Source organism: Halostella litorea (assembly GCF_004785955.1).
GTDB classification, from domain to species: domain Archaea; phylum Halobacteriota; class Halobacteria; order Halobacteriales; family Natronoarchaeaceae; genus Halostella; species Halostella litorea.
Map to the genome: position 1 here is coordinate 45,732 of NZ_ML214300.1, position 25,736 is coordinate 71,467.

24 protein-coding genes are annotated in these 25,736 nt (G+C 69.4%); 10 read left to right on the forward strand and 14 right to left on the reverse strand.

What is annotated here, in order from left to right; all coding sequences use genetic code 11:
* Window positions 1–21: 21 nt before the first annotated feature.
* Genes EYW40_RS00275 through EYW40_RS00295 form a run of 5 tightly spaced genes read right to left on the reverse strand, consistent with a single transcriptional unit; the run spans window position 22 to window position 5,780 of the window.
* Window positions 22–1,047 carry an AbrB/MazE/SpoVT family DNA-binding domain-containing protein gene (locus tag EYW40_RS00275; RefSeq protein ID WP_135819627.1) on the reverse strand — a complete coding sequence of 342 codons (1,026 nt, stop codon included), beginning with the start codon at window positions 1,045–1,047 and terminating at the stop codon, window positions 22–24.
* Between the two features lie 54 nt (window positions 1,048–1,101).
* Window positions 1,102–1,995 (reverse strand): phosphate ABC transporter ATP-binding protein PstB, encoded by an 894-nt coding sequence (gene pstB / locus EYW40_RS00280; RefSeq protein WP_135819628.1) that lies wholly within the window; start codon window positions 1,993–1,995, stop codon window positions 1,102–1,104.
* 2 nt (window positions 1,996–1,997) lie between these two features.
* Window positions 1,998–3,725, reverse strand: a complete 1,728-nt coding sequence (gene pstA / locus EYW40_RS00285) for a phosphate ABC transporter permease PstA (protein ID WP_135819629.1) — start codon at window positions 3,723–3,725, stop codon at window positions 1,998–2,000.
* 19 nt (window positions 3,726–3,744) lie between these two features.
* On the reverse strand, window positions 3,745–4,680 hold the full coding sequence (gene pstC, locus EYW40_RS00290) for a phosphate ABC transporter permease subunit PstC (protein WP_135819630.1): 936 nt from the start codon (window positions 4,678–4,680) through the stop codon (window positions 3,745–3,747).
* A 38-nt stretch (window positions 4,681–4,718) separates the two neighbouring features.
* Window positions 4,719–5,780, reverse strand: coding sequence for a PstS family phosphate ABC transporter substrate-binding protein (locus EYW40_RS00295; protein ID WP_135819631.1), 1,062 nt, complete (start codon window positions 5,778–5,780; stop codon window positions 4,719–4,721).
* 887 nt (window positions 5,781–6,667) lie between these two features.
* On the opposite strand from EYW40_RS00295, the gene EYW40_RS00300 reads away from it, so the two are divergent.
* The 5 genes from EYW40_RS00300 to EYW40_RS00320 are packed head-to-tail and all read left to right on the forward strand — an operon-like array spanning window position 6,668 to window position 13,985.
* The gene (locus EYW40_RS00300; RefSeq protein WP_237560545.1) at window positions 6,668–8,065 is read left to right on the forward strand and encodes an NADH-ubiquinone oxidoreductase-F iron-sulfur binding region domain-containing protein; all 1,398 of its coding nucleotides are present in this window, start codon (window positions 6,668–6,670) and stop codon (window positions 8,063–8,065) included.
* Window positions 8,062–9,021, forward strand: a complete 960-nt coding sequence (locus tag EYW40_RS00305) for a 2Fe-2S iron-sulfur cluster-binding protein (protein ID WP_135819633.1) — start codon at window positions 8,062–8,064, stop codon at window positions 9,019–9,021. Before EYW40_RS00300 ends, EYW40_RS00305 begins: the two co-directional genes overlap by 4 nt.
* A 29-nt stretch (window positions 9,022–9,050) precedes the next feature.
* Window positions 9,051–11,285: a formate dehydrogenase subunit alpha gene (gene fdhF, locus EYW40_RS00310; RefSeq protein ID WP_202614435.1), complete on the forward strand. Its 2,235-nt coding sequence runs from the start codon at window positions 9,051–9,053 to the stop codon at window positions 11,283–11,285.
* Between the two features lie 2 nt (window positions 11,286–11,287).
* Window positions 11,288–12,028: a helical membrane plugin domain-containing protein gene (locus EYW40_RS00315; RefSeq protein WP_135819635.1), complete on the forward strand. Its 741-nt coding sequence runs from the start codon at window positions 11,288–11,290 to the stop codon at window positions 12,026–12,028.
* Between the two features lie 4 nt (window positions 12,029–12,032).
* A complete protein-coding gene (locus EYW40_RS00320) occupies window positions 12,033–13,985 on the forward strand; it encodes a molybdopterin oxidoreductase family protein (protein WP_135819636.1) in 1,953 nt (650 codons plus the stop codon).
* A gap of 107 nt (window positions 13,986–14,092) precedes the next feature.
* Here EYW40_RS00320 and EYW40_RS00325 read toward each other — a convergent pair whose 3' ends face one another.
* From EYW40_RS00325 to EYW40_RS00335, 3 genes are all read right to left on the reverse strand, one after another.
* On the reverse strand, window positions 14,093–15,160 hold the full coding sequence (locus EYW40_RS00325; protein ID WP_135819637.1) for a tyrosine-type recombinase/integrase: 1,068 nt from the start codon (window positions 15,158–15,160) through the stop codon (window positions 14,093–14,095).
* Window positions 15,157–15,573 (reverse strand): DUF5805 domain-containing protein, encoded by a 417-nt coding sequence (locus EYW40_RS00330; protein WP_135819638.1) that lies wholly within the window; start codon window positions 15,571–15,573, stop codon window positions 15,157–15,159. Before EYW40_RS00330 ends, EYW40_RS00325 begins: the two co-directional genes overlap by 4 nt.
* Before the next feature lie 559 nt (window positions 15,574–16,132).
* A complete protein-coding gene (locus tag EYW40_RS00335; protein WP_135819639.1) occupies window positions 16,133–16,330 on the reverse strand; it encodes a DUF8144 family membrane protein in 198 nt (65 codons plus the stop codon).
* A 330-nt stretch (window positions 16,331–16,660) separates the two neighbouring features.
* Here EYW40_RS00335 and EYW40_RS00340 point away from each other — a divergent pair, with 330 nt between their 5' ends.
* On the forward strand, window positions 16,661–17,557 hold the full coding sequence (locus tag EYW40_RS00340) for a hypothetical protein (protein WP_135819640.1): 897 nt from the start codon (window positions 16,661–16,663) through the stop codon (window positions 17,555–17,557).
* Here EYW40_RS00340 and EYW40_RS00345 read toward each other — a convergent pair.
* The 4 genes from EYW40_RS00345 to EYW40_RS00360 all read right to left on the reverse strand — a co-directional run bounded on the left by EYW40_RS00345 (window position 17,551) and on the right by EYW40_RS00360 (window position 22,506).
* Window positions 17,551–18,456, reverse strand: coding sequence for a phosphoribosyltransferase HisG-related protein (locus EYW40_RS00345; protein WP_135819641.1), 906 nt, complete (start codon window positions 18,454–18,456; stop codon window positions 17,551–17,553). The two genes, EYW40_RS00340 and EYW40_RS00345, sit on opposite strands and share 7 nt — an antisense overlap.
* A 66-nt stretch (window positions 18,457–18,522) precedes the next feature.
* Window positions 18,523–20,946 carry a midas domain-containing protein gene (locus tag EYW40_RS00350; protein ID WP_135819642.1) on the reverse strand — a complete coding sequence of 808 codons (2,424 nt, stop codon included), beginning with the start codon at window positions 20,944–20,946 and terminating at the stop codon, window positions 18,523–18,525.
* A gap of 66 nt (window positions 20,947–21,012) precedes the next feature.
* Window positions 21,013–21,846, reverse strand: coding sequence for an MBL fold metallo-hydrolase (locus EYW40_RS00355; RefSeq protein ID WP_135819643.1), 834 nt, complete (start codon window positions 21,844–21,846; stop codon window positions 21,013–21,015).
* A gap of 66 nt (window positions 21,847–21,912) precedes the next feature.
* The gene (locus tag EYW40_RS00360; RefSeq protein WP_135819644.1) at window positions 21,913–22,506 is read right to left on the reverse strand and encodes a sulfite oxidase-like oxidoreductase; all 594 of its coding nucleotides are present in this window, start codon (window positions 22,504–22,506) and stop codon (window positions 21,913–21,915) included.
* A gap of 188 nt (window positions 22,507–22,694) precedes the next feature.
* Between EYW40_RS00360 and EYW40_RS00365 the strand changes: the two genes are divergently transcribed.
* The 4 genes from EYW40_RS00365 to crcB all read left to right on the forward strand — a co-directional run bounded on the left by EYW40_RS00365 (window position 22,695) and on the right by crcB (window position 24,191).
* Window positions 22,695–22,991, forward strand: coding sequence for a hypothetical protein (locus tag EYW40_RS00365; RefSeq protein ID WP_135819645.1), 297 nt, complete (start codon window positions 22,695–22,697; stop codon window positions 22,989–22,991).
* Between the two features lie 159 nt (window positions 22,992–23,150).
* On the forward strand, window positions 23,151–23,366 hold the full coding sequence (locus EYW40_RS00370) for a ribbon-helix-helix domain-containing protein (protein WP_135819646.1): 216 nt from the start codon (window positions 23,151–23,153) through the stop codon (window positions 23,364–23,366).
* A gap of 91 nt (window positions 23,367–23,457) precedes the next feature.
* Entirely contained in the window at window positions 23,458–23,844 is a 387-nt protein-coding gene (locus EYW40_RS00375; RefSeq protein ID WP_135819647.1) for a fluoride efflux transporter FluC, read from the forward strand.
* Window positions 23,841–24,191, forward strand: a complete 351-nt coding sequence (gene crcB, locus EYW40_RS00380) for a fluoride efflux transporter CrcB (RefSeq protein WP_135819648.1) — start codon at window positions 23,841–23,843, stop codon at window positions 24,189–24,191. Before EYW40_RS00375 ends, crcB begins: the two co-directional genes overlap by 4 nt.
* Here the strand turns inward: crcB and EYW40_RS19765 are convergent, their stop codons facing one another.
* Window positions 24,192–24,347 carry a DUF7550 family protein gene (locus EYW40_RS19765; RefSeq protein WP_202614397.1) on the reverse strand — a complete coding sequence of 52 codons (156 nt, stop codon included), beginning with the start codon at window positions 24,345–24,347 and terminating at the stop codon, window positions 24,192–24,194.
* A 64-nt stretch (window positions 24,348–24,411) separates the two neighbouring features.
* A complete protein-coding gene (locus EYW40_RS00385) occupies window positions 24,412–25,674 on the reverse strand; it encodes an AI-2E family transporter (protein ID WP_135819649.1) in 1,263 nt (420 codons plus the stop codon).
* Window positions 25,675–25,736 lie beyond the last annotated feature (62 nt).

Below are 25,736 nucleotides of genomic sequence, written 5' to 3' on the forward strand. Positions count from 1 at the left end.
CGTCGGGGTAAACGGCGCGCGCTACTCGTCGTGGCCGGCCTGCCGAACGGACCGCTTCGCGACGGCCGTCGCGCAGTCGGCCGTCGCCAGCAGCGTCTCGTAGACGACCGCAAGCGCCGCCGGGTCCGCGGCGTCGGCGGCCGCGTCGACGGGGTCGAGGTCCTCCCGGAACGCGTCGGTGCCCGCGAGCACCTCGTAGGCCGCGGTCCGGCTCTCCGCCGGGTCGTCGTCGAGCGCGGCGGCAACGGCGTCCTCGACGAGCCGTTCCGCCTCGCGGCTCCGCTCGGCGAGGTTCGAGCCGACGGCCTCGGCGGGCGGGTCGTCCAGCCGGGGCGTCACGGACGCGATCCGCTCCGCGTTCCCGGCGACGCGGCGTAGCTGAGCCGCGGCGGCGTACCTGTCGAACGTCTGCCAGCGGGGGCCGTCGGACGCGGCCGGGCGGTCGTACCCGTCCAGCGAGCGCTCGAACTGCCGGGCGACGAGCAGGAACTGGCGGGTCACGCCCGGCCCCGAGAGGACCGTCTCGGCGAGTTCGGCGTCGGCCTCGACGGCCGACCGGACCGCGTCGCGGTGCATCGAGAGCGCGACGTGCTGGAGGTTCAGGACGGTCTGGGAGAGCGACACCTTCGACGGGTTGAGCACGTTCCGGAACCCGACCTGGTCGGCGGCCCTGTCGTCGACCTCCAGCCCGGTCAGGTCCGTGCCGGCGGCGGCGAGCGCCCGCCGCTGCTCCGGGTCGAACCCGTCCTCGCCCTCCGCGACGACGCGGAACCGGTCGCTGCCCGCGGCGTACAGCTGGCGGACGGTCCGGGTGAGGTCCGTCGTCGAGAGGTCGCCGCCGGGGACGACGCGCTCGTCTCCCCCGTCCTCGCGGGGGCCGACGCGGACGACGAGCGAGCCGTCGTCGCTGGGGTAGAGGTTGACCTCCCGCCCCGTTTCGAGGCCGTGGGCGGTCGCCCACTCCTTCGGGAGCGACACGGTGAACGTCGAGTTCCCGGCGATCTGTACCTTCCGCGTCACCGGGGACTCGTCGATCGAACTGGTCACGGTACGACCCTCCCGCGCCGGCGGCCGGCCGGCGGACTGTGTGCCATCATCGCCTCACCCGAACTTGCCGGTGATGTAGTCCTCGACGCGCTGGTGTTCGGGGTTCTCGAAGACGGTGTTCGTATCGTCGAACTCGACGAGTTCGCCCCCGGTGAGGAACACGGCCGTCTTGTCAGAGATGCGCGCGGCCTGTTGCATGTTGTGCGTGACGATGACCACCGTGTACTCCTCGGCGAGTTCCGTGATGAGGTCCTCGACTTTCGAGGTGGCGACGGGGTCGAGCGCGCTCGCCGGCTCGTCCATCAGCAACACGTCGGGGTCGACGGCGATGGCGCGGGCGATACAGAGGCGCTGCTGCTGGCCGCCCGACAGGTCGAGCGCGCTCTCGTCCAGCCGGTCGTTCACCTCGTCCCACAGCGCGGCACCCTTCAGCGCCTCCTCGACCGTCTCGTCTACGTTCTCCGTCTTGCCCTGGACGCGGAGGCCGTAGGCGACGTTGTCGTAGATGCTCTTCGGGAACGGGTTGGGGTGTTGGAACACCATGCCGATGCGCCGCCGGAGCGCGACCGGGTCGACGTCGTCGGCGTAGATGTCGTCGCCCCCGAACCGCAGTTCGCCCTCGATGCGGGCGGAGTCGACCAGGTCGTTCATGCGGTTGATACACCGCAGGAACGTCGACTTCCCGCAGCCCGACGGCCCGATGATCGCCGTCACGCGCTCCGACGGAATGGCGATGTCCACGTCCTGCAGGGCCTGCTCGCTCCCGTAGAACACGTCCAGGTCACGGGACTCGATCACCGTCTCGGAGGGCCCGGACCGCTCCGGGGCCGCGCTCGCGTCGACCGATGTCTCTATGAGCGGCTCGCCGTCGCTTGCGCTACCGTCGCTGCTCTCGTCGTCCCGAACGATGCTCCCCGCCTCGTCTTCAGCTGATACTTCCTTTGACATTGTTAACCGTCTCGCTGGTACCTGTTGCGGATCAGTATCGCGGTCCCGTTCATGATGAGCAGGACGAGCAGCAGCGTCACGACCCCGGCCGCGAGCACGCCGAAGCGGAAGGCCTCGTTGAACTCCGAGGACCAGCCGTAGATCTGGCGCGGCATCGCGCTGAACTTCGCGAAGAACCCGTCCGGCGGGAGCCGGACGCTCTGGGCGGCCCCGATCATCAGCAGGGGCGCGGTCTCGCCGATCGCGCGGCCGAGCGCGAGGATCGTCCCAGTGAGGATACCGGGCAGCGCCTCCGGCAGGACGACGTTGCGGGTCGTCTGCCACCGGGTCGCGCCCATCCCGTACGACGCCTTCCGCATGGAGTCGGGCACCGAACGGATGGCCTCCTGAGCCGAGATGATGATGATGGGCAGGATCAGCAGGCCGACGGTGAGGCCGCCGACGATGACGATGCCTGCCTCGAGCCCGATCCCCTTCACGAACAGCGCCAGGCCGAGCAGCCCGTAGACGACCGACGGAACGCCGGCGAGGTTCCCGATGTTGATCTCGATCAGGTCGACGACCCGCCCGGCGATGCCCTTCTCCGGCGCGTACTCCTCCAGGTAGATGGCCGCGCCGACGCCGACCGGGAACACGCTGACGATGATGACGACCAGCATCAGGACCGACCCGACGAGCGGCGGGTAGATGCCTGCCTCCCTGGGACGGAAGCGTGACGTGGCGTTCGTCAGGAAGCCCCAGTCCAGCCACGTGGTCGGGCCGGCGAAGCCGAACGCGTCGACGGCCGCCGCGCCGAGTAACGCCCCCGCGACCAGCACGACCGGGAACAACAGGCCCGTCATCCCCTTGCGCCGCCTGACGACGCCCTCAAGGTAGACGCCGGTCGGGACCAGCGTCGACGTGGCGATGACGACCCAGTTCTCGGCGTTCAGGTTGAGCAGCGGCGCGACGGCGACCGCCCCGACCGCGACGACTGCGACCGAGACGGCGACCGTCTCGACGAGTCCCCGGCCGTCCTCGCGGCGCGTTTCGACGAACCTGCCGAAGGCGGCCGCGGCGGGAACCGTCAGCGTAAGCACGAGGAGGATCCAGCCGACCGGCAGCATCGGCAACAGCGCGAGCAGGTCTGTCATCGAGGGTACCAACGCCGGCGTGGTCACGTCGATCGTGAACAGTTCGGTCCCGGTAAACGGCGTCGTCGCGGTGAAGTCGATCGCGAACGACGGGACACCGAACACCCCGACGATCGGGGCGAAGATGGTCACGAACAGCCGCTGGACCGCGGCTTCGGGGCGGTACCGGCGGTGCGCGCGGATGACGCCGACGCCGACGAGCAGGCCGAGGACGATCCCGAGCCACTCGAGCGGCGTGATGATCTCCACGAACAACACGATCAGGCCGCCGCCGGCCACCAGCCCCACGATCGGGATGCCGGTGCTCGCGTACGCGACCGACCCGGCCGCGGGGTCGCGGACGTAGAAGTAGCCGGCGAGCAGCAGGACCGGCAACACGAACGTCAGCAGGAACGTCAGGTGCCAGCCGGGGTCCGCGGACAGCGGCTCAAGCGCGTCGTTGAACACGTACAGCAGCATGAACGCGACCATCGCCAGGCCGAACACCGTCGAGGCGAGCGTCAGCGCCTCGAAGACGACCCCGCGGACCCGGCTCACCGTCGCCTGGGTCGACGAGATCCCGGTGCCCGTCCCGTCCGGCGCGTCTTCGGTCGCCATCAGGCGATCACCCCGTCGGTCATTGGTACTCCTCCCTGTATCGTTCCGAGATGCGGTTGCTGAGGTAGTTCATGAGGAAGGTGATCGCAAACAGCGTCAGGCCGAGCGCGAACATGCTCTTGTACGTCGGGGACTGCGCGCCGACGTCGCTCGTGACGGCCTGGACCATCGCGGAGGTCATCGTCTGTCCGGACTCGGTGAGGCTCGCGGTCGGGTTCGTCAGGTCGAGCATCTTCGGCCTGAGCCCCATCGCCATCACGACGATCATCGTCTCGCCGATCGCCCGCGACAGCGCGAGGATGAACGAGGCGAAGATCCCGGAGACAGCAGCGGGGATGACCACGCCGGTCGATACGTCGTACTTCGTGCCACCGAGGGCGTACCCTGCCTCCCGAAGCGCGTCGGGGACGGCGCTCATGGCGTCCTCGCTGAGGCTCGACACCATCGGAATGATCATCACGCCGACCATGATCGAGGCGCTCAACACGTTGAACGTACCCAGCTCGATCCCGAGCGTCCGGAGGAACGGAGTGAGATACACGAGCGCGAGGTAGCCGTACACGACGGTCGGGATCCCGGCGAGTATCTCCAGCCCCGGCTTCAGCACGGCCCGGGCGCGGTCGCTGGCGTACTCGCTCAAGTAGACGGCCGCGCCGACCCCGACCGGCACCGCGATGACCGCGGCGACGGCGGTCACGAGCACCGTGCCCGTGACGAGCGGGAGCACGCCGAACTGCTCCCGGTTGGTGATCCAGGTGGTTCCGGTGAAGAACTCGACGGGATGGACCATCTCGAAAAACTGCACCGCATCGACGGCCAGCGCCACGACGATACTAACGGTTACGAACACGGACAGCGCCGCACAGAGAAACAGGATCCAGCGGTACAGCCGCTCCCGGACCACGCGCCGCTGCTGGCCCCCGGTCAACTGCAAACGGCTCGATTCGTTGCTCATTGGTTGAAAGTTCGAACGGGCTCCGTGGGACGGAGCTGTTAGTTACCCGCGATCTCGTCGAGCTTGCTGAGGTTGTCGTCGCGCATCTGCTGGCTGGACGGGACGTAACCGATCTCCTGAACGATGTCGGTCTCGGCCTGCTCCAGGTAGAAGCTGAGGAACTCGTAGACCTGCTCCTTGTTCTGAATGGACGACTGGGCCGGGTAGATGAACAGCGGGCGGGCCATCGGGTAGGAGCCGTCCTTCGCGTTCGCGAGGCTCGGCTCGGTGGGCTCGTCGCCCTCCTCGGCCGCGATGTTGACCGCCTTCACGGCGTCGGAGTTCTGGTTGTAGTAGGCGTACCCGAAGTAACCCATCGCGTACTGGCTGTCCTGGATACCCTGCACGATGAGGTTGTCCTCCTCCGTGGGCTCGTGCTGGGCCGTGTGGTTGTAGTCCGGACCGATGACGTTCTCGTTGAACCAGTCGTACGTGCCGGAGGTCGAGGCCGGACCGAACAGTTCGAGGTCCTCGTCGGGCCACTCGTCGCGGACGTCGGACCACTGCTGTGCACCGTCCTCGCGCCAGATCTGGGACAGCTCGTCGAAGGTCATGCTGTCGACCCAGTCGGCGTCGTTGTTGACGGCCATCGTCAGCGCGTCGCCGGCGATGTGGAACTCGACCGGCTCGACGCCGTTGCTCTGACAGTTCTCCGTCTCGGCGTCCTTGATCGGGCGCGACGCGCCGTTGATGTCGGAGTTGCCCGGGCAGAAGTGGTTCTCGAACCCGCCGCCGCTCCCCGTGGAGTCCACCGTGACGTTGACCTCCGGGTGGTCCTCCATGAACAGCTCCGCCATCGCGTCGGAGATGGGGAACACCGTGCTGCTCCCGGTGATGACGACGTCACCGGACAGGCTACCGCCACCGCCGCCACCGCCGTTTCCGTCGTCGTCACCGCCGCCACCGCCGCCGCCGCCACCGCCGCCGCCATCGTTACTGTCGTTGTTGGCGTCGGTTTCCTCCGTACAGCCCGCGATTGCCAGGGCGCTGGCGGAGCCGGTCGCCGCCAGGAAGTCTCTCCGCGATACCGAATCGAGCGGACGCGTCAAGTCGGGCGTCATCGATTAATCGGGGGTAGCAGTAGTTAAAGTAGTCTTATATGAGGGGTACGGGTCGCTACCCGCGGGTGGGTAACGGGGGTTACTGATACAGTCGGGACTATAGCATACATGCCCAATATGTAGGGTATATATCGGTACATACCCGGGGCGGCGTCCGAACATGAGTACGGGAGCTGGCAAGAAGAAACCGCGGGACGGTGGAGCCGTCGACCAGCAATCAGCCGACCCGGTGAGGTGTCCCGTCGATATCGACGAAGCCGAGAACTCACCGTGGAACCGCCAGCAGTCGAGCAACGAGCGGTCCCGGATGTCCGCGGCGGCCTACGTTACCGGCACGAACGGGGACCGATCGCCCATACTTCGGATCCCGGCTCGGAGATCAAATAACGACGGTCCTCGGAGCCGCTTTCGGGGCTACGGGACTTCGTCTCCTTCCGCACCCCGACCCCCGGATCACGCCTGTGGTCGGCGATCCACCGGAACTGGCGAGTTTAGTCCAGGCCGTGCGATCCGACGCGCCAAGCCCGTGGGAGTTCGGGAACACGTTTCTATATAGATCCTCGGACCGTCACGCGCCGTCCGGCGGCACCCGAGACACGTTCGCCGCGCGCGAGGCCGCCGGCCGACGTCGTCCCTGTCTTCGCCCCCGGGTCGGCGGCGGTCGTCGGTTGAAATTAGTCGACCCGACGGGGGACTAACCGGTATCGGTTACGCCGGACGTCGCGAGGGTTGACGCCGACCACGGGTATTTATTGGTTGGAATCGGATGGTTGGGTTGGACACGGTAGTAGATGACAATCATCACATCGGGGCGAGACCCCGTGGTTCGGATCGCCGACCGCGATCCGACGGAAACGCTGCAAGCCGTACCGAACACCGACCTCCCAGTGGCGGCAGTCGGCTCGACGGGGGTCGGGGCAGTCGAGCCGCTCGTGCTGGTGACCCACGACGGTCGGACCGCCGCCCACGCGCGCTGCACGCCCGACCGCGCCGCGGACGTGGTCGCCGCGGCGGCCGACGACCCCGACGGGATCGCGGACGGTGCCGACGCCGTCGTCGAACACGAGCCCGGACGACCCCGGCTCCCGGCGCTCGACCTCTCGGGCCTCGACGCGGGCGACCGGCGCGTCCTTGGCGCGTGCGGGTGGCGACGGCCGACCGAACCGGCCGACCACGAGGCCGCCGGCGGGTTCGCCGAGCACGAGGCGACCGCCGTCCGGGACGCCGCCGCGGACCTCCGCGGCAGAGGGTGGGGCGACTGGTGTCGCGACCGCCCGCTTGGCGGGACGTGGGACGCCGCCCGCGCGGCCGACGGCGACCCCTGCGTCGTCGTCAACGGCCACGGCAACCCCGCCGACGCGCTGCTGCTCGCCAGCGCGCCCTTCGAGGTTCTGGAGGGGGCGCAGGCGGCCGCCCGCGCCGTCGGTGGCGACCGCGTGGTCGTGTACGCGTCGAGCGACGACGCCCGCGCGGTCGAGGCGGTCCGCGAGGCCGCCGAGCGCTACCCGGACCCGGCGGCGAGCGTCGACGTGGTCGCCGGGCCGCCGGAGTACCGCGCGGCCGAGCCGACGATGGCGCTCGAAGCGATCGAGGGGAACCACCGGCTGGAGGCGCGGCTCCGCCCGCCCGGCCCCGAAAAGGAGGGGCTCCACGGCTGCCCGACGCTGGTTCACACGCCGCGGACGCTGGCCTACCTCGCGGTGGCGCTCCGCGAGGGCGGGCCGGCCGACACGCGCGCCGTGACCGTGACGGGCGACGTCGACGCGCCCGCGACGGTCGAACTGCCCGAGTCGGAGACGCTCGCCGCCGCGGTCGACGCCGCGACCGTGGACGGCGAGTTCAAGGCCGCCTGCGTCGGCGGGCGGTTCGGCGGCGTCACGCGGTCGCTCGACGTCGCGCACGCGCCCGAGGACCTCGCGGAGGCGGGCCTCGGCACCGAAGGCGTCGTGCAGGTGCTCGCCGAGGACCGCTGCATCGTCGAGTTCGTCGGGAAGCGCGCGCAGTTCGCGTCCGAGACGAACTGCGGCCGCTGTGTCCCCTGTCGCGAGGGGACGACCCAGCTCGCCGAGCGGCTCCGCGACGTCTACGACCGGAACTACGACGCCGCGGGGATCGAGGAGCTCGTCCGCGTGATGGAGCGGTCGAGCATCTGCGCGTTCGGGGAGGACGCGGGCCGGCCCGCCCGGACCGCGATGGCGGCGTTCGAATCGGAGTTCGAGGCCCACGCCCGCGGGCGCTGTCCGGCGGGTCGTTGCATGGAGACCACGGAGGGGATCGCACAATGAGTTCGGAACGCACGGATACGGCGGACGTCCCGCCGCTGACGGAGGGGATCGCGCCCGGAACCGCGACCGACCCGGACGTATCGAGCGACGAGCCGGCCACGGTGACCGTCGACGGGATCGAGGTGTCGCTCGACGCGGGCGACACGCTGCTGGACGCCGTCGAGGCGGTCGAGCCCGACGAGTCGGTTCCGGCGCTGTGTAGCTACGACAGACAGGAGATCGGCCCGCGGAGCGAGTGCCGGACCTGCATGGTCGAAACCGACGCGTACGGCGTCGTCCCGGCCTGTAGCTTCCCGGTCGAGGACGGCATGACGGTCAGCACCGCGGCGGAGGCGGCCGCCGAGGCGCGCGACGTGAACCTCGACCTGGTGCTGTCGGACCACAACCTGCGCTGTACGACCTGCGGGAAGAACGGCCGCTGCGAACTGCAGGACGCCGCCATCGATCAGGAGGTCGAGGAGCCGCGTTACGGGGTGCTGGACGACCGCGAGGAGTACGAGCCGATCGACGACTCCTCGTCGTTCATCCAGATAGACCGCAACAAGTGCATCCTCTGTAACCGCTGCGTCGAGGCCTGCAACGACGTGCAGGTCGAGGGCGTCCTCCGCATGGAGGGGTCGGGGCAGGACACGCGGATCGGCTTCCAGAACGACGCCGCGACGATGGAAGAGTCCACCTGCGTCTCCTGTGGCCACTGCGTCACCGTCTGCCCGACCGGGTCGCTCGTGGAGAAGGGGATCGAGGACGCGACGACGATCCCGATCCCCGGGTTCACCCAGAAGAACAGCGTCGGTAAGACCTACGAGAACTCCGGGGAGACGAAGGGGCCGATGACGCCGAAGAAGCGCCCGGAGCGCCCGGACGCCGACGGGGAGTCGGCCACGGCCGATGAAGGATCCAGTGCCGGCGACGACCCCGGCGGCGTCTGGAGCGACGACGGGGGTGACTGGCCGTGAGCGACGAACTCGACGGCGTCGCCGGCTACATGCAACAGGCGAAAGAGCAGGCGATGGAGAACGTCGAGAACGTCGCCGAGGGCGTCGCCGCCGAGACGCTCCCCGAGGGCAAACTGTTCGAGATCGCCCAGTCGATCGGCGACAAGCGCCTGGAGGAACTGAACGTCGCGGACACCACCTGTGGCTACTGCGCCGTCGGCTGCCGGTTCGACCTGTACTCCGACGGCGAGGAGGTGCTCGCCGCGCGGCCCACCGCCGAGGAGGACGCGCCCGTCAACGGCATCTCGACGTGCGTGAAAGGGAAGTTCGGCTACGACTTCGTCAACTCCGACGACCGCCTGACCGCGCCGCTGGTCCGCGACGAGTCGGGCGAGTTCCGCGAGGCGTCGTGGGACGAGGCGCTGTCCCGTGTCGCCGAGGGACTCGGCGGGATCAAGGAGGAACACGGCGGCGACGCGCTGTCGGTGATCGCCTCCTCGAAGGCGACCAACGAGGAGAACTACCTGATGGGCAAGTTCGCCCGGCAGGTGCTCGGCACCAACAGTGTCGACAACTGCAACCGCCTCTGTCACTCCTCGACGGTCGCCGGCCTGGCCCAGACGTACGGCTACGGCGCGGCCTCCATCAGCACGGAGGACCTCGAACTCGCCGACTGCATCCTTCTGACGGGGTCGAACACCACGGAGGCCCACCCGGTGCTGGCGACGCGGATCAAGCAGAACGTCCGGGACGGCGCGGACCTGCTCGTGTTCGACCCGCGGGAGGTCCAGATCGCCGAGTACGCCACCCAGTACAGCCAGGTCAACCCCGGCTACGACGCGGTGTGGATCAACGCCGTCACCCGCCACATCGTCAACAACGACCTCCACGACGAGGAGTTCGTCGCGGAGCGGACGACCGGGTTCGAGGACCTGAAGGAGTCGCTCCAGGAGTTCACGCCGGAGCGCGTCGAGGAGATAACCGGGATCCCGCACGCGGAGATCGTGTCGGCAGCCGAGACCATCGCCGAGGCGGACCGCACCGTCTTCGGATGGACGCTCGGCCTCACCGAGCACTCCCACGGCACGGAGAACGTGCTGGCGATGGCGAACCTCGCGGCGGTCACGGGCAACCTCGGCAAGCCCGGGGCCGGCGTCTCGCCGTTCCGCGGCCAGAACAACGTGCAGGGCGGCGGCGGCGACATGGGGCCGCTACCGGACAACTTCCCCGGCTATCAGGACATCGCCGACGACGAGGTCCGCGCGAAGTTCGAGGACGCCTGGGACTGCGACATCTCCGGGGAGTACGGCTACTACACCACCCAGATGTTCCTCGCGGCGGACGACGACGACCTGCGGGGGATGTACGTGATCGGCGAGAACCCCGCGCTCTCCGAACCGGGCGTCAACCACGCCGAGGACGTGCTCGCCGACCTGGACTTCCTCGTCGTGCAGGACCTGTTCGTCACCGAGACCGCACAGTACGCCGACGTGGTGTTGCCGGCCTGCTCGTTCGTCGAGAAGACCGGGACGTTCACCAACACCGACCGGACCGTCCAGAAGGTAAACGAGGTGATGGAGCCCAAGGGCGACTCGCGGCCCGACTGGAGGATACTCCAGGACCTGGCCAACCGGATGGGCCGGGACTGGGACTACGACTCGACCGCGGAGGTCATGGACGAGGTGAACTCGCTGACGCCGCTGTACGGCGGCGTCACCCACGAGCGCGTCGAGCGCGAGGGCGGCCTCCAGTGGCCCTGCTGGGACGAGGACCACCCGGGCACCGAACGGCTATACACCGAGGAGTTCAATACTGACGACGGGAAGGCCCACCTGCAGGGCGTCGGCTTCAGCGAACCGGCCGAGACGCCGGACGAGGAGTACCCGTTCACGCTGACGACCGGCCGGGTGCTGTACCAGTACCACACCGGCACGATGACCCACCGCGAGGAGGGGATCATGCAGTACACGCCGAGCGACTTCGTCGAGGTACACCCCGACACCGCCGCGAGCCACGGGATCGAGAGCGGCGACATGGTGCGGATCGCGTCCCGCCGCGGCGAGATCACGGTGCCCGCGCAGGTGACCGACCGCGTCGGGCCGGACAACGTGTTCGTCCCGATCCACTTCGCCGAGAGCGCGGTGAACCGCCTGACCGACGAGGAGCGCCTCGACCCGGCCGCGGCGACGCCCGAGTTCAAGGTGTCGGCCGTCCGGATCGCGCCCGCGGAGGGCGAGTCCGAACCGGTCCGACCCTCCGGGGCCGACGTCACGGGGGACGACTGACCATGGCGGAGCCACGCGACGCGTACCCCGAGACGGCCACCAAGGGCGGCCGCGACGAGGGCGGCGACGCCGAGGGCGAGGCGGCGCTCCGGGCGGCGCTGGCCGAGCACGGCGAGGACCTCGCGGGCGTCGTCGGGACCACCGACGAAATCGACGACCTCCTCACGACGGCCATACTGGTGATCGCCAGCGCGGACGATGAGGAGGTCCAGCACGTCACCGAATCGACCGCCAACCTGGTGAAGGCCGCCGACGGGCTGTCGACCGACGGCGCGGCCGACCTCGCGGCGGAACTGGGCGACAGCGCGGACGACCTGGCGGTGACGCTCGATACCGTCCTCGAACTCCAGCGCGCGGGCCACCTCGACGACCTCGTGACGATAGCGACCGCGTTCTCGGAGTCGCTGTCCCCGGGGGAGGTCGAGGAACTGGCGACGACGCTGGAGGACAACGGCGACGAACTCGTCGGGGCGCTCGACGTGGTGCTGGAGCTCCAGCGGGAGGACCAGCTCGAGGACCTCGTGACCCTCGCCAAGACGTTCTCCGCCATCGAAGCCGACGCGGACACCGTGCGGGGGTTGAACACCGTGCTGGCCGCCGTCGGCGAGGCCGAGCGGGAGTCGGAGCCGGTCGGCGTGCTCGGACTGTTCCGGAAACTGCGGGGCCGCGACGCCCGCGCCGGGCTCGGCTACCTCGTCTCGCTCCTGAAGGCACAGGGCCGCCGGCTCCGGAACGACCGATAGCGCCGTGACGGACGAAGGCCCGGACCCCTCGACCGTCTGCCCGCGCTGTGCCGTCGGGTGTCACCTGGAACCCGGCGACGGAGGCCGGGCATCGGGACGGCCCGGCCCGGCGAACCCGAACGGCCGGCTCTGTGCGAAGGGCGTCGCCGCGTTCGAACCGCTCGACGACCGCCTGACCGAGCCGCTGGTCCGCCGCGACGGGGAACTGGTCGCGGCGTCCTGGGAGACGGCGTACGACCGCGTCGCCGAGGGGTTCCGGCGGATCCGCGACCGGCACGGCCCCGACGCGCTGGCGTTTCTCGGCGCGCCCCACTGCACCAACGAGGAGAACTACCTGCTCCAGAAGCTCGCGCGGACGCTCGGGACGAACAACGTCGACAACCGCGCCCGCCTCTGTCACAGCGGGACGGCGCGGGCGCTGTCCGAGCGGGTCGGCTGGCCGGCGACCACGAACGGCCTCGACGACGTCGGCGACGCCGACGTGATCCTGGTCGCCGGCGCGAACCCCGCGAAGCGCCAGCCCGTCGCGTTCAACTCGTTCGTCCGGCCGGCCGTCGCCGACGGAACGACGCTCGTCCACGTCGACCCCGTCGGCAACGAGACGACGCGGCTCGCGGACGTCCACCTCGCCCCGCGCCCCGGGACGGACGCGACCGTGTTCGACCTGCTGGCCGCGGGCGTGGTCGAGGCAGGCGGGGTCGACCGCGAGTTCGTCGCCGAACGCACACGAGGCTACGAGGCGTTCGCCGCGGCGCTCGGGGGGTCGTTCGACCGTGAAGCGGCGCTCTCGGCGGCGGGCGTGGACCCCGCCACGCTCGACCGCGTCGCCGACCGGATCGCCTCGGCCGATCGCGTCGCGGCGATGGTTGGCACCGGCGTCGAGGGCGGCGAGGGGCCGGCGAACGCGCCGGACTCGCTCCTGAACCTCCTGTTGCTGACGGGCAACCTCGGCCGCCGCGGCACCGGCCTCCACGTACTCCGCGGCCTCGTCAACGAGCAGGGCGCGACGGACGCGGGCTGCGTCCCCGACCGGTTGCCCGGGCATCGGTCCGTCACCGATCCCAACGCGCGCGACCGCGTCGCCGAGGCGTGGGGAACCGCGCCGCCCGCGGATCCGGGGATGACCGCGACGGAACTGCTCGGGGCGTTCGGCGACGAGGTCCGCGGCGCGCTGGTCGTCGGGGAGAACCCCGCCGTCTCGAAGCGCCAGCTGGACTGGGTCCGCGACCGGCTGGACGCGCTCGACCTGCTCGCGGTGGTCGAAGTCGCCGAGAGCGAGACGACGCGCCACGCCGACGTGGTGTTGCCCGCGGCGTCCGGCGTGGAGAAGGCCGGAACCGTCACCAACCTCGACAGGCACGTCCAGCGGCTTCGCCCGACCGCGTCGCCGCCGAGCGACGCGCGGCCCGATGCCGCCGTCCTCCGCGACCTGGGAAAGCGGCTCCTGCCCGACTCCGGGCACTTCGACTACGAGTCGGTCGGCGAGGTGTTCGACGAACTGACCGCGGTCGCGCCCCCATACGCCGGGGCAACGTACGCGGAAATCAGCGAGACGCCGCGCCGCTGGCCGTTCGACCGCGACGGCGTGTTATACCGCGAATCGTTCGACACGCCGGACGGGCTCGCGCCGTTCGAACCCCCGGGCGGCGTCGCCGAACCCGCCCCCGAGACGGGGCTCGTGCTCGTGACCGGCGGCAGGTCCAGCGACGCCGACGACGCCGGGGACCGCACGGTTCGGCTCCATCCCGACGACGCCGCCGACCGCGGCGTCGAGCGGAACGCCCCGGTCCTCGTGACGGACGGCGATACGACCGTCGATGCAACGGCGACGCTGGACGACGGCGTCCGGCGGGGCGCGGCGTACGTCCACGCTGTCGACGCCGACCCGTTCCTCCGGTGTGGTGCGACGACGGTCGACGTGCGACCGCGCGACGGGACGTCCGGATCGACCGAGTAGCCGCGGTAGCGAGGACTTTAGCGGACGAAGCCGTCGGACGACTCGGCGGTCAGGGATCCCCGTCATCCCCGGAGATTCAGTATAGCGAAATATAATTTACCAGTGTCTCACGCATCGTCGGGTAGCACCCGGTACACGTTCGCCTCGTACGTCTCACGGACTCTGTCGCCCCAGTTGTGGGTGTACGTGTCGATCACGTCCTGCGCGACGTCACCCCGCAGGTACTTCACGATGCCGCGGTCGCCGGTCCGGTCCCGGAGATGCGTCGTGAAGAAGTGCCGGAAGTAGTGGGGCGTGACGTTCGCCGCCGCGCCGCCGCCTGACCGGTACCACCCCCGCTTCCGGGCGTGTGTCTCGACGGCGTGATGGACCATGTCGGGGGTGAGCCGCCGCCCCCAGTCGCCGCTCGTGCTGGTAAACAGCGGCTCCGCGGGCGATGTCGTGTCCGGCCGGATCGCAAGCCAGCGGCCGAGGACCCGCCGGAGTTCGTCGTCGACCGGAACGACCGTGGCGCGCTTGCGCTTGTTCGACGCCGTCCGCTCCTCGCCGTTGACCACCTCGCCGCGGGCGGGTTCTGCCGCGACGTAGACCGAGTCCGGCCGTTCGGCAATTTGTGGCCGACGCGACGCATTGTCGCGGTCGAACGGCACCGACGAGAGGTGGACGTCCCGCCGGTCGAGGTTGCAGAGCTCGCCGACCCGCATCCCGGTCTTCAGCAGCGTCACGACGACCGCACGCTCCAGGGGGTGCGTGACGTCCGCGACGAACTCCCGCATGTCCGGGAGCGGGACGTCCCTCCGTTCGGGGTCCGTGTCGATCGTCTCGTCCATCTCCTCGACGACCAGCGTCATTGGGTTGGCGTCGAACGCACCCACCTGGGTCATGTACGCGTAGAACCGGTGGAGGTAGGAGGCGTACGTCGCGACGGTGCTCTCGGCCACGCTGCCACGGATATCGTGGATCCAGGCCATGCAGTCCCGGTGGGACGCGGCCGCCAGCGCCGTCTCGGTCCCGGCCGGGTTGCGGTCGGGGTCGGCGAGGAAGCGCTCGAACCGCCGCAGGACCCGCTCGTAGGCGTCCCTCGTCCGGTCGCTTTTCCCGTGGTACGCGACGTCCTGCAGGAAATAGGCCACGGGGTCCTCGATGTCGCCGGGATCCGGACCGATCGTGCTCATCCGTCCACCTTCGTGTAGCCGCCGTGGCGACCGCTGTACCGAACCTCGTCGGCCGCCTGGAGCTCCTGCAGCGCGTCCTCCAGTCGGCTCTCGATGTCGCCGGTGAGCGCCTCGACGAGTTCGTCCCAGTCCCGGTACGCACCCGAATCGAGCGTCGCGAGGACCCGGTCTTCGAGGCCGTCACCCCCAGGGGTAGCGTCCGCAGAACCGGGTTCCTCCGGGCCGCCTTCGTCCCCCTCGGTTTCCGCATCGTCGGGGTCGAACCCGCGCCGCCCGGCCTGGACCATCGTCCGGACGAACTCGCTCTGGCTCATGTCGAGGTCGTCGGCGTGGTCGATCCAGCGCTCCTTCTGGTAACGCGGCACGAAGGTCTTCACCACGGTTCGCTCCGTCTCGTCTCCCTCGGCTGCCATGTTCGACCCATCGCAGGTCGACCACTTCAACCTGTCCCACGGGTACGAATAAGGTCATTTATTCGTGGTTGTAGTACCTTTTCAATCGCCGAATACACCGAATATCTGTGTTTATAGTACTATAAAATCGGCTAGTAGTGCTACTAAGACGGATCAAAATATAGTCCATACTGGCACCCAACTTTCGCCACGATCGGTTCGATGTCGGATTCGAAACGACTTCTCACTCGAAGGACACACTGATCGAAGTGCCGTTCAGAAGGAGCCGGCCTCGTGTAGCGTCGGTGCAGTAATGGCGAGTCCGTGGGCCGCGGGACTCCGGCGAAGAAGTCGCAAAGGACGTTCGTTCGCCGCCGGGTCACTCAGCGAGTTACGGTGGGCGAGATGCCAACGGGACACTAGCTGTGAGTCCACTCGTCGAGCCGGCCGCTGGCAGGCGTAGTATGCAGCCTCATCGCTTTGTGAACAACATGCGGATGTATCTACGCATGTGCTGTGGCGACAACGACTGAGGGCGTCACAGACGGTTGTGACCAGCCGTACCGTTGCTGCAGGCCAGTCAGCGGCCGTATCGCAGGTACGAGAACGCGAGGAAGGCGAGCACCGAACCGATGGCGAACCCCGCGAGTCCGAGGGGGCCGGACCCCAGCGACCCCATGATGCTACCGAAAACGACACCGACGAGTGCGCAAGCGAAGACGAGGAGGGCACCCGACTGCCAGTCCTCGACCAGATCCGCGACGCTCCGTTCGGCCATGTCCGGCTATGCGCGTTCCGGGCGCTTTAGTCCACCGACGGGCCAGCTACTCGTAAATCGTATACTGATATAGATAACGCACCCCAGGACGGGGCCGCAAGAGTTCGACTCTCGGACCGCCGTAGTGATGTATCGCGACCAATGGCACTCAGGTCATCCTGAGCCATGGGCGACCGCCGGTAAGCTCGAATTTCCGCTCAGGAGGGCGTCACGACCCCGCTGGACGCCGGACCGTTGCGTCCGCTACGCTGCGAAACGGGTCGATTCAGATATGCTTTCGGCGACGCAATCCACGGATAACAAAGCGACCTGCGTGGGAGCGAAGGCGATATGCGCCGACAGGATCACGGCCGGGCAGGATGGATCAGCACGCTCAGCATCGCTGCGCTCGTCGCGGTGAGCGGTCTCGTCGCCGTCCCCGGACTGCCAAGTGGGGCCGGTCCGGCTCCACCCGAGCACGCCGGTGGATCGCACGCCTGCCTCGACGACGTGCCCGTCGGCCAGTCCGGTGATGACTCGGAGGCCGATAACGAGAGTGCGTCCACAGCGACCGGTGGAGGGTCCAGTGACGTGACCCGGACGACGCCCGCGGCCGGGAACGTGACCGTCGCACCGGGGACGGAGATGCTGTTCGAGGCCGCGGCCACGGAGTACGCCGGCGACTACATCGTCGCCGAGTGGACCGTCGACGGCGAGCCCGGCACGGCCGTCGGCGCGTTCCAGACCGAGTACGGGCAGGAAGGGGAGGCGTTCTCCCGGCAGACGTTCGAGGAGCCCGGGCCCCACACGGTGAACGCGACGCTGGTCGACGCGAACGGCGACACGGTCGGGTCGGCCGAGTGGACCGTCACGGTCGAGCGCGGCGGTAACGAAGCACCGGAAGTCGCCGGGGCGACCGTCGACGGCTCATCCTCGAACGACGCCGCGGGCGACGAACCCCTCTCCGTCGACCGGACCGCGAATTTCTCGGTCGCGGTCGCGGACCCCGACGGCGACCTCCACCGGGTCGTCTGGTTCCTCGGGATGGCGGACGTCCGGCTCGGTACGAGTTCGGTGAACGGGTCGGCGGACACGGCCAGCGTGACCGTGGACGACCCCTGCGAGACCTGCCCCGTGTTCGTCTGGGTGGTCGACGAGTCGGGAGCCGTGACCGAGCGGACGGTCGGCTCCTTCGAAGGGGCGTCGCGTGCAAACGGCGGGGCGGCGAACGCCTCGGCGACTCACTGAACGGCCAGCGCCGTCTCGAACTCGCCGTCGGCGAACAGTTCGGTGACGACGGCGGACCGGTCGGTCGTCTCGACAACGTTCTCCATGAGGACGGTCTCGCTGGGGAACAGCTGCTCGCCGAGTTCCAGCCCGTGTGACCGGGCGGTCGACCCGGTCATGGTGAGGTAGACGCCCAGCCCCACGTCGGCTATCGTCGCCTCCTCCTCGTCACCCTCCTCCGGGTAACAGAACTCCACGCCGGTCATCGCCTCGGTGCCGAGCACAGCCTGTACGAGGCGCTCGTAGCGCGGCGAGATGCAGAGCGGCCCCTCGTAGTCGGCGACGAACTCGCGGGTCAGGTCGTCGCCCGGGCCGTGACGGCGGACCGCCGGCGTGCCCATCAGCGTGTGGTAGACGGTGTCGCCGAGCCCGTTGACGACCCTGACGTCCGTGTCCTGCGGGTCGATGCGGGCGTTCAGGTCGGCGATGGAGCCGAGCGGTTCCTCGCGCAGTTGGACGACTTCCTCAAGCACCAGGTCGGCGCTGTCGAACCCGAGCGCGAACTCGTGGGTCCGGACCGCGCGGAACGGCTCCTCCCGGCCGACCAACTGCACGGGGATGCCGTCGCTCTCGACGGTGACGCTGTCGAAGACGATGCGCCGCGGCATGCCGGCCCGGTCGTCCCGCAGGAGCGTGTAGTCGGGGGCGGCCGGGTCCGAGAGGTCGCTGTACTCGGCGAGGCGCTCGTACGCGTCGCGCTCGTCGCCGGCGTTGCCCTTCGTGATGGCCTTCTCGTACCGCAGCGTGGAGGAGATGTCGTCGGCGAGCGCCGCGTCGCCGGTCCCGTCGGCGAGCCGGTCGAGGACCGCCTCCAGCGGCCGTCCCTTCCGCGGCACCGCGACCCGTATCGGCTCGGTCATTGTGGAGTGTCACGCCGCCGGACTGTAAACGAGTTGCGCTTCGCGCGAAAACGGAGAGCGGCCGGTTCAGCCGGAGAACATCTCGCCGAGCTGGTCGCGCCAGGCCTGGATCTCCTCGACGGTCTCGCGGAGCTCCGCCAGTTCCTCGTCGAGGTCCGACAGGTCGGCCGCGACGCTCCCGAGTTCGTCGTCGAGGTCGTCGACCTCGGCCTCGACGACCTGCACGTTGTCCGCGACGCCGTTGACGGCGGTCTCGACCGCTTCGACCTGCTCCTCGGCGTCGTCGACGCGGTCGGCGACGGCGTCGACGTCCGAGCCGAGGTCGCTCCGCGCGTCCTCGATGTCCGACTCGAGCTCCGACCGCGCCGTCTCGACCTCCGACCGGAGTTCGGCCGCCTCGTCGTTTAACTCCGCCTGGAGCTCCTCGAAGTCATTCCGGAGCTCCTCCCGGGCGTCGTCGACGGCCGCCTCGACGTCGTCCCGGACCGCGTCGATCCGGGCGTCGACGTCGTCGACCCGCGACTCGGTCGCCGCCAGCGAGTCGTCGAGGCCCTCGATGTCGGCGGCGTTGTCGTCGGCCGCCGCGGCCAGGTCGTCCAGTTCGGCCCGCATCTCCTCGACCTGGTCCTGGAAGCTGTCGATGATCTCCTCGCCGGTGCCCTCCTCGTCGAGGAACTCCTCCAGCGCGTCGGTGTAGGCGGCCAGGTCGTCGACCTGCGAGCGGAGGTGGTCGATGCGCGCGGCGTCGGCGCTGGAAAGCTCCGCGTCCAGCTCCTCGCGGAGCACGGCCTTGTCCTCCTCCGCGACGTCGCCGGCGCGGAGTTCGTCGGCCAGCGCGGCCGCGATGCCACCCTCGGCCGCCGCGGACGCCGCCGTTGCGGTCGTCGGCGTCGCGTCGGCGTCGGTCCCGTCAGCAGCGGCCGCCTCGTCGGCTTCGGGGGCGGCTTCGGCTACCTCGGGCTCGGCAGCCGGCGCGTCGTCGGCTTCGGCCATCGCGGGTTCCGCGTCCGGTTCGTCGGCGTCCGCGTCGTCGACTTCGACCGGCTCCGCCTCGGATTCTTCCTCCGGTTCGTCGTCCGCGTCGGCCGGCTCCGGTTCGGCCTCGGCGGGCTCCGCGTCCGCCTCGGCGTCGGCTTCGGCCGGTTCCGCCTCGACCGACTCGTCGACCGCCGGCTCCTCCGGTTCGTCCGCCTCTTCCGCAGTGGCGTCCGGCTCCTCGGATTCCGCTTCGGCCGCCTCGTCGGTCTGCGGTTCGGCCTCGACGGGCTCCGCGGCGACCGGTTCCGCCTCGTCGGCGGTGTCGGGTTCGTCCTCGTCGTCGGTCGTCTCGACAGCACCCTCGTCCGCCTCAGCCGGTTCTGCCTCGTCCTCGGCTTCGGCCGCCGCGGGCTCCGTCTCCGGTTCGTCGGCGGCGTCCGGCTCGTCGTCGGCATCCGGTTCGTCGACGCCCTCGGCCGGCACGTCCTCGTCAGCCGCGGTGTCCGCGTCTGCCGTCTCGTCGGCGGCCACCGGTTCCGCGTCGTCGTCCGCATCGACCGGCTCCGCGGCGACGGGCTCGGCCTCGACGGCCTCCGCGTCCGGCTCGTCGTCCGCCTCGGCCTGCTCAGCCTCGTCGTCGGCTTCGCCCGACGCGGGTTCCTCCTCCGGTTCGTCGGCCGGCGCGTCGCCGACGTCGACCTCCTCGGCGGCCGCTTCGAGGTCGAGGTCGATGCCGTCGCCCTCGGCGTCGTCCGCTTCGGCCGCCTCGTCCTCGCTCTCGTCCCCGAGCGCCAGGTCGATCTCGGGGGCGTCGTCCGCGGGTTCGGGGTCGGCTTCGGCGTCGGGGATCTCCTCGTCGCCGAAGCCGAGGTCGATCTCCGGCTCGTCGTCCGCGTCGTCCTCGGGCTCGTCGTCGGTCGCGTCAGGCTCCGTGTCCACGTCGCCCAGGTCGAGGTCAAGGCCGCCGCCGTCGTCGTCCTCGGCCTCGGCGTCGTCCTCGGTGGCGTCGTCTTCGCCCTCGTCGTCGAGCCCCGGGACGCCGTCGCTCTCGCCCGAGATCATGTTCTTGACGGCCTCGTCGTCGTCCTCGTTGGTGATGTCGTCGATGTTGGCCGTCCCGTCGCCGTTCTCGGCGGCCTCGCCCTCGATCTGGACGTCGGCCAGCGTCGGCTCGGTGAGGAACGGTTCGACGTCGTCGGGGCTGTCCACGCGGATCCCGTAGACCGTGACGACCTCCTCGTCGGGGTCGATCGTCCGCTCGAACTCGACGCGGTGGTCCTGGAAGGCGGTCCAGTTGTCGTCCTCGTAGTCCGGATGAAAGCCCACCCCGTCCATGGGGAACTCCTCCGGGATGTCCTCGGAGAGTCGTATCGAAACCGGGACGTCGCGGTCCGATTCGATCGCGAACCGGATCGCAGGGACCGGGAACTCGTCCGCTGCGAACGCCTTGCGGACGGTCACGCCCTCGGCGGCGACCGCAATCTCTTCGTCAGTGTCGACCTGGCTACTCATACGGCTTCGTACCGGTAGCACGACCTTAAATGGAACGGCGATGGAACGTTTCGCGGGCGTGAGCCCCTACAGGTCGGCGCGGTCGCCGATTTCGACGACCGACAGGTCGCGGGGGAACTCGAAGCTACTGGCGTGGTGGTGGAGGACGGTCGGGTCGGCGGTGAGGCCCTTCCACATGTCCCAGTGGCTCGGGAGCAGGCGGTCGACCCGGAGGTCGCTGGCGGCCTCGACGACCTGGTTCTCGTCGTTGTACCAGCGCGTGCGGACCGGTTCGCGGGTCCGCTTGTCCGGTACGTTGCCGACCGTGCCGAACGCGAGGATCCCGAGGTCGATGTCGTACGCCTCGCCGATCCGGTCGAACTCGTCGCTGGGCTTGGTGTCGCCGCCGTGGAAGATCGTACCGGACTCGTGTTCGAACACGTAGCTGACGGGGTGGGTGGCGTCGGGGTCGTGGGCGGCCTCGACGTGGACGGTGAACTCGCCGACCTCGAACGTGTCGCCCTCGGCGACCTCCGCGAACTGGTCGTCGGCGACGTCGTACTCCGCCCCCCAGTCCTCGTCCTCGCGGGCGACCGCGAGGCTGTCGTCGGGCGCGTAGAAGGTCGCGCCGGTGCGTTCGAGGATGGGTCCCTGGCTCGGGCCGTGGACGTGATCGGTGTGCTCGTGCGTGGCGAGGACGGCGTCGGCCTCGGTCACGTCCGCCGGGTCGAACGGGACGGGGATCATCCGGATCGTCCGCGGCGGGTCGCCCAGGCCGACGTACGGGTCGACGAACACGGTCGTGCCCTCGCTGCCCTTCAGGACGAAGCCGTTGCAGCCCAGATACCAGACCGCGACGGTGTCGGGGTCGGCGTCCTCGACGGCGCGGGGCAGCCAGTCGCCCCAGTCGCTCTCTGTCATGTCTCTCACTCCCGCCACCACGCGCCTAAGCCTTGCGTTCGCGCGGTCGACTGCAGCCGGCGGACCCTAGCTGTACCGCTCCTCGTTCCAGGGGTTCGCGGTGTCGGAGTAGCCCCGCTTCTCCCAGTAGCCGCGCTCCGGTTCGGTGAGGAACTCGACGCCGTTCACCCACTTCGAGCCCTTGTAGGCGTACCGGTGGGGGGTGACGACCCGGAGCGGGCCGCCGTGTTCCCGGGGCAGGTCGTCGCCGTCGTAGCCCCACGCGAACAGCACCTCCTCGCGCAGGCAGTCGTCGAGCGGGAGGTCAGTCGTGTAGTCGTCCATCCCGTGGAACATGACGTGGACGGCGTCGTCGCGGACGCCCGCCCGTTCGGCCAGTTCGGGGAACGTGACGCCGGTGAACTCGCAGTCGAACTTGCTCCACCCGGTGACACAGTGGAAGTCCTGCTGCTGTGTGACGTTCGGCAGGTCGCGGAACTCCTCCCACGAGAAGGTCAACTCCTCCTCGACGGCACCGGTGACGGTGAACTCCCACGTCGCCGGGTCGAACTCGGGCGTGCCGCTCTTGGAGAGCACCGGGAACTTCTCGGTCTTTCGCTGCCCCGGCGGGAGGCGGTCGTCGCCGAACTCCTCGTAGAGGTCCGTCGCGTCGCTTGGCATACGCGATCGAAGCGTCGGGACAGTAGTAGGCGTGTCGACTCGTCTCGGCGTAACGAGGGATTACGGCGGGGGCCGCGAGTTCCACCGGACGAAACGCCGGGGAAGCGTTTTCCCGGCGCGCTAATCGCGCGGTAACTCCCGAAACGCGCTCAATAACAAAGTACCGACTGGCCCTCGATACAGGAGCGATGCTAGAGGAACAACGACAACAGGACGAGCGAGCGGAACAGGTCGCGGAGGGAGCCGAACGGACGGGAATGAGCCCGCTCTCGTGGGCCGCCATCGGCTCCATCGCGCTGTCGTGGTACTACTTCTTCGCCCGGGACGACAAGGAGATGGGCCTGTTCGTGGGCCTGTGGCCGCCGACGTTTCTGGCGCTCGGGAGCTACTTCAAGATCAGCGAGATCCAGCGGGAAGTCGAGCGGATCAGTCGGCCGGGCAGCACCATCCGGAACGCCGTGCAGGACGTGATGCGAAACCGGTGAGCGGCCGGAAATATCAACCGAGAGGACACGCATTTTTCATTTAAAGAATCTATTTTCGTACGAAGCTAATCTATTGTTGTAGTGTACTGGTGAATCTTCGCGAAGTGGCGCAATACCCCGTCAGAATTAAATACCCCTCCGCCGAAGTTCCGGTATCCGATGCCGAAAGTAGAGATCACTATCCCCGAACATCTCGAGATGCAGATCGCCCAGATGGTCGAACAGGGCGAGTTCGTGAACCGCGAGGAAGCAGTCGAGGAGTTGCTGTCGACCGGCATGAAAGCCTTCAAGACGAGCGGCCCGATGGACGACGACCAGGACCACGGCCTGGAGGACGACGGCATGATGGGCCACGAGGACGAGTACGTCTTCTAGCTGCTCTCTCTATCCGTTCTCGCCCGGTCGCAAGCGACGCCGCCCGGCCGAAGCGGAACCTGTTTGAGGTCGCCCTGCCTCGGTCGACGCGATGGCTGACGAGGGGTCGCTCGCGACCGTCGAATCGCTCGCGCTCGTCGCGCTCGGCGGGTTCGTCGGTGCGAACGCGCGGTACGCCGTCGGCCTGGCGGTGCCGGTCCCCTGGGCGACGCTCGCCGTCAACGTCGCCGGGAGCGCGCTGCTCGGCTTCGTCCTGTACGAGGAGGCGTACCTCGGCGCGTTCTCCCGGCAGTTCCGGGTGGCGCTCGGGACCGGCTTCCTCTCGTCGCTGACCACCTACAGCACGTTCGCCGTCGAAACGGCGGCGCTCTCGCCGGCGCTGGCGCTTGCAAACGTACTGGGCAACTACGCGCTGGGCTTCGCCGCCGTCGCGCTCGGCCGGTGGGCCGCGCTCTCGCTCGCGGGGGCGGCGAGATGACGAACCCGGCGTACCTCGTCGGCGTCGGCGGCGTCCTCGGCGCGGTCGCCCGGCACCTCGTGTACGTCGCGCTGCGGGGCGACGATCCGGTGCCGCGTGCGACGCTCGCGGTCAACGCCGTCGGGAGCTTCGCGCTCGGCGCGCTGACGGCGGCCGGTGCTGATGGGTCGGCCGCGCTGCTGCTCGGGACGGGTGCCTGCGGCGCGTTCACGACGTTCTCGTCGTTCTCCGTCGAGACGGTGCAGCTGTGGGACACCGGGGACCGCCGCGCCGCGGCCGCGAACGCGGCGCTCAACCTGGCGTGTTCGCTCGCGGCCGTGGCGGCGGGGTGGCTCGTCGCGGGCTGATTAAAGCAGGAGCGGGACTGCGAATGCGACGAGCAGGCCGACCGCCAGCACGGCGAAGCCGATGCCGACCTGCCGGTTCGTGTACGGGCTCTGGGGCGCGGTCGTCCGCCCGGCCTCCTCGTCCTCGGGCACGTCGGAGTCGTGGTCGCTCGTCATGCCCGTGCGTTGGACGCTACGACACTTAAAAAACCCGAAGCGGCGCGGCCGGGGCGACGGTCCCTCACTCGCCCCGCGTCGCGTCGTCACCGTCCGCCGGCGGGGCTCCGCTCGGCGCTCCGTCGCCGTCCGTCGATGCGTCGTCGCCAGCGGAACCGCTCTCGTCGCTCCCGACGCCGTCCTCCGACGTGCCGTCGCCGAGCGCGTCGACGGACGCCCCGAGGGAGTCGCCCATCGAAGCCGTCGGCGTGAGCCGGTCGCCGTGGAGGAGTTCGGGGAGCGCGACCCGTATCGCCTCCAGCATCAGGACGAACAGGATCGGCATGAGGAAGAAGCCGTACCAGCCGAACAGGATCGGGCCGAGCAGGTACGCGAACATCAGCATGACCGAGTTCAACTGTCGGCCGGTGATGACGGGCTGGAGGAACGTCTGCGGGAGGATGTCGAGCAGGAGGAAGTACACGACCAGCACGCCGCCGACGAACGCGAGCGAGGTGCCGTCGGTCCGGAACGCCTGCACGGCTAGGTAGCCGACGACCGGCAGGTACACCACCTTCCCGACGACGATCGGGATCAGGCTCGCGAGGCCGGTCAGCAGGGCGAGGACGGGGACCGCGGGCACCGTCAGCCCCCCCGGGGCGAACGCGTTCGTCGCCCAGTAGACGACCCCCGACACGACCGACATGGCGAGCACGAACAGGAAGTTGCCGAAGAACACGGATTCGAGGTCCGAGTCGACCGCGGCGGCGTACGCGTACGCCGCGGTGTCGCGGCCGCCGAACAGTCGGACCAGCCCGGCGGCGATGCCGTCGTCGTTCTTCAGGAGGAAGAAGGTGAGCGCCGTCGACAGCGCCAACAGCGTCAGCCCGCCCACCACCGCCGTGACGACGCGCTGGCCGGCCTGCAGGACGGTCATCACGGTGCCCTGCGGGTCCGACAGCGCCTGACGGGGGTTCTCGACGACCGACAGCACCGCCTGGCGCTGCTGGTCCGGGAGTGCGTTCAGGTACCCGCCGAGCAGCGGCCCGCCGGTGGCGCTGCCGGTCAGGTCCTGCACCGCCTGGAACAGCTGGAAGCCGGCGTACAGGAGCAACAGGACGACCGGCACGAGCACCGCCAGCACCGTCAGCGTCGCCGCGATGCCGTCGGAGTCGACCGCGACGCTGACCCGGCGGTAGATCGGCCGGGTCGCGTAGTAGCCGAACGCGCCGAGCACGAGCATCCCCACGAACGCCTGTGCGATGTAGGCGGCCACGACCCCGAGCGCGAGCACGAACAGCCACCAGGCCGCGCGAGCGCGGTCCAGCGCGGGTCCGGGAATCGACATGCCGGGCGTACCACCTCGGCGTGGAAATCCGTCGGGGAAGCCCTCGGGGTTCCGACGGGATG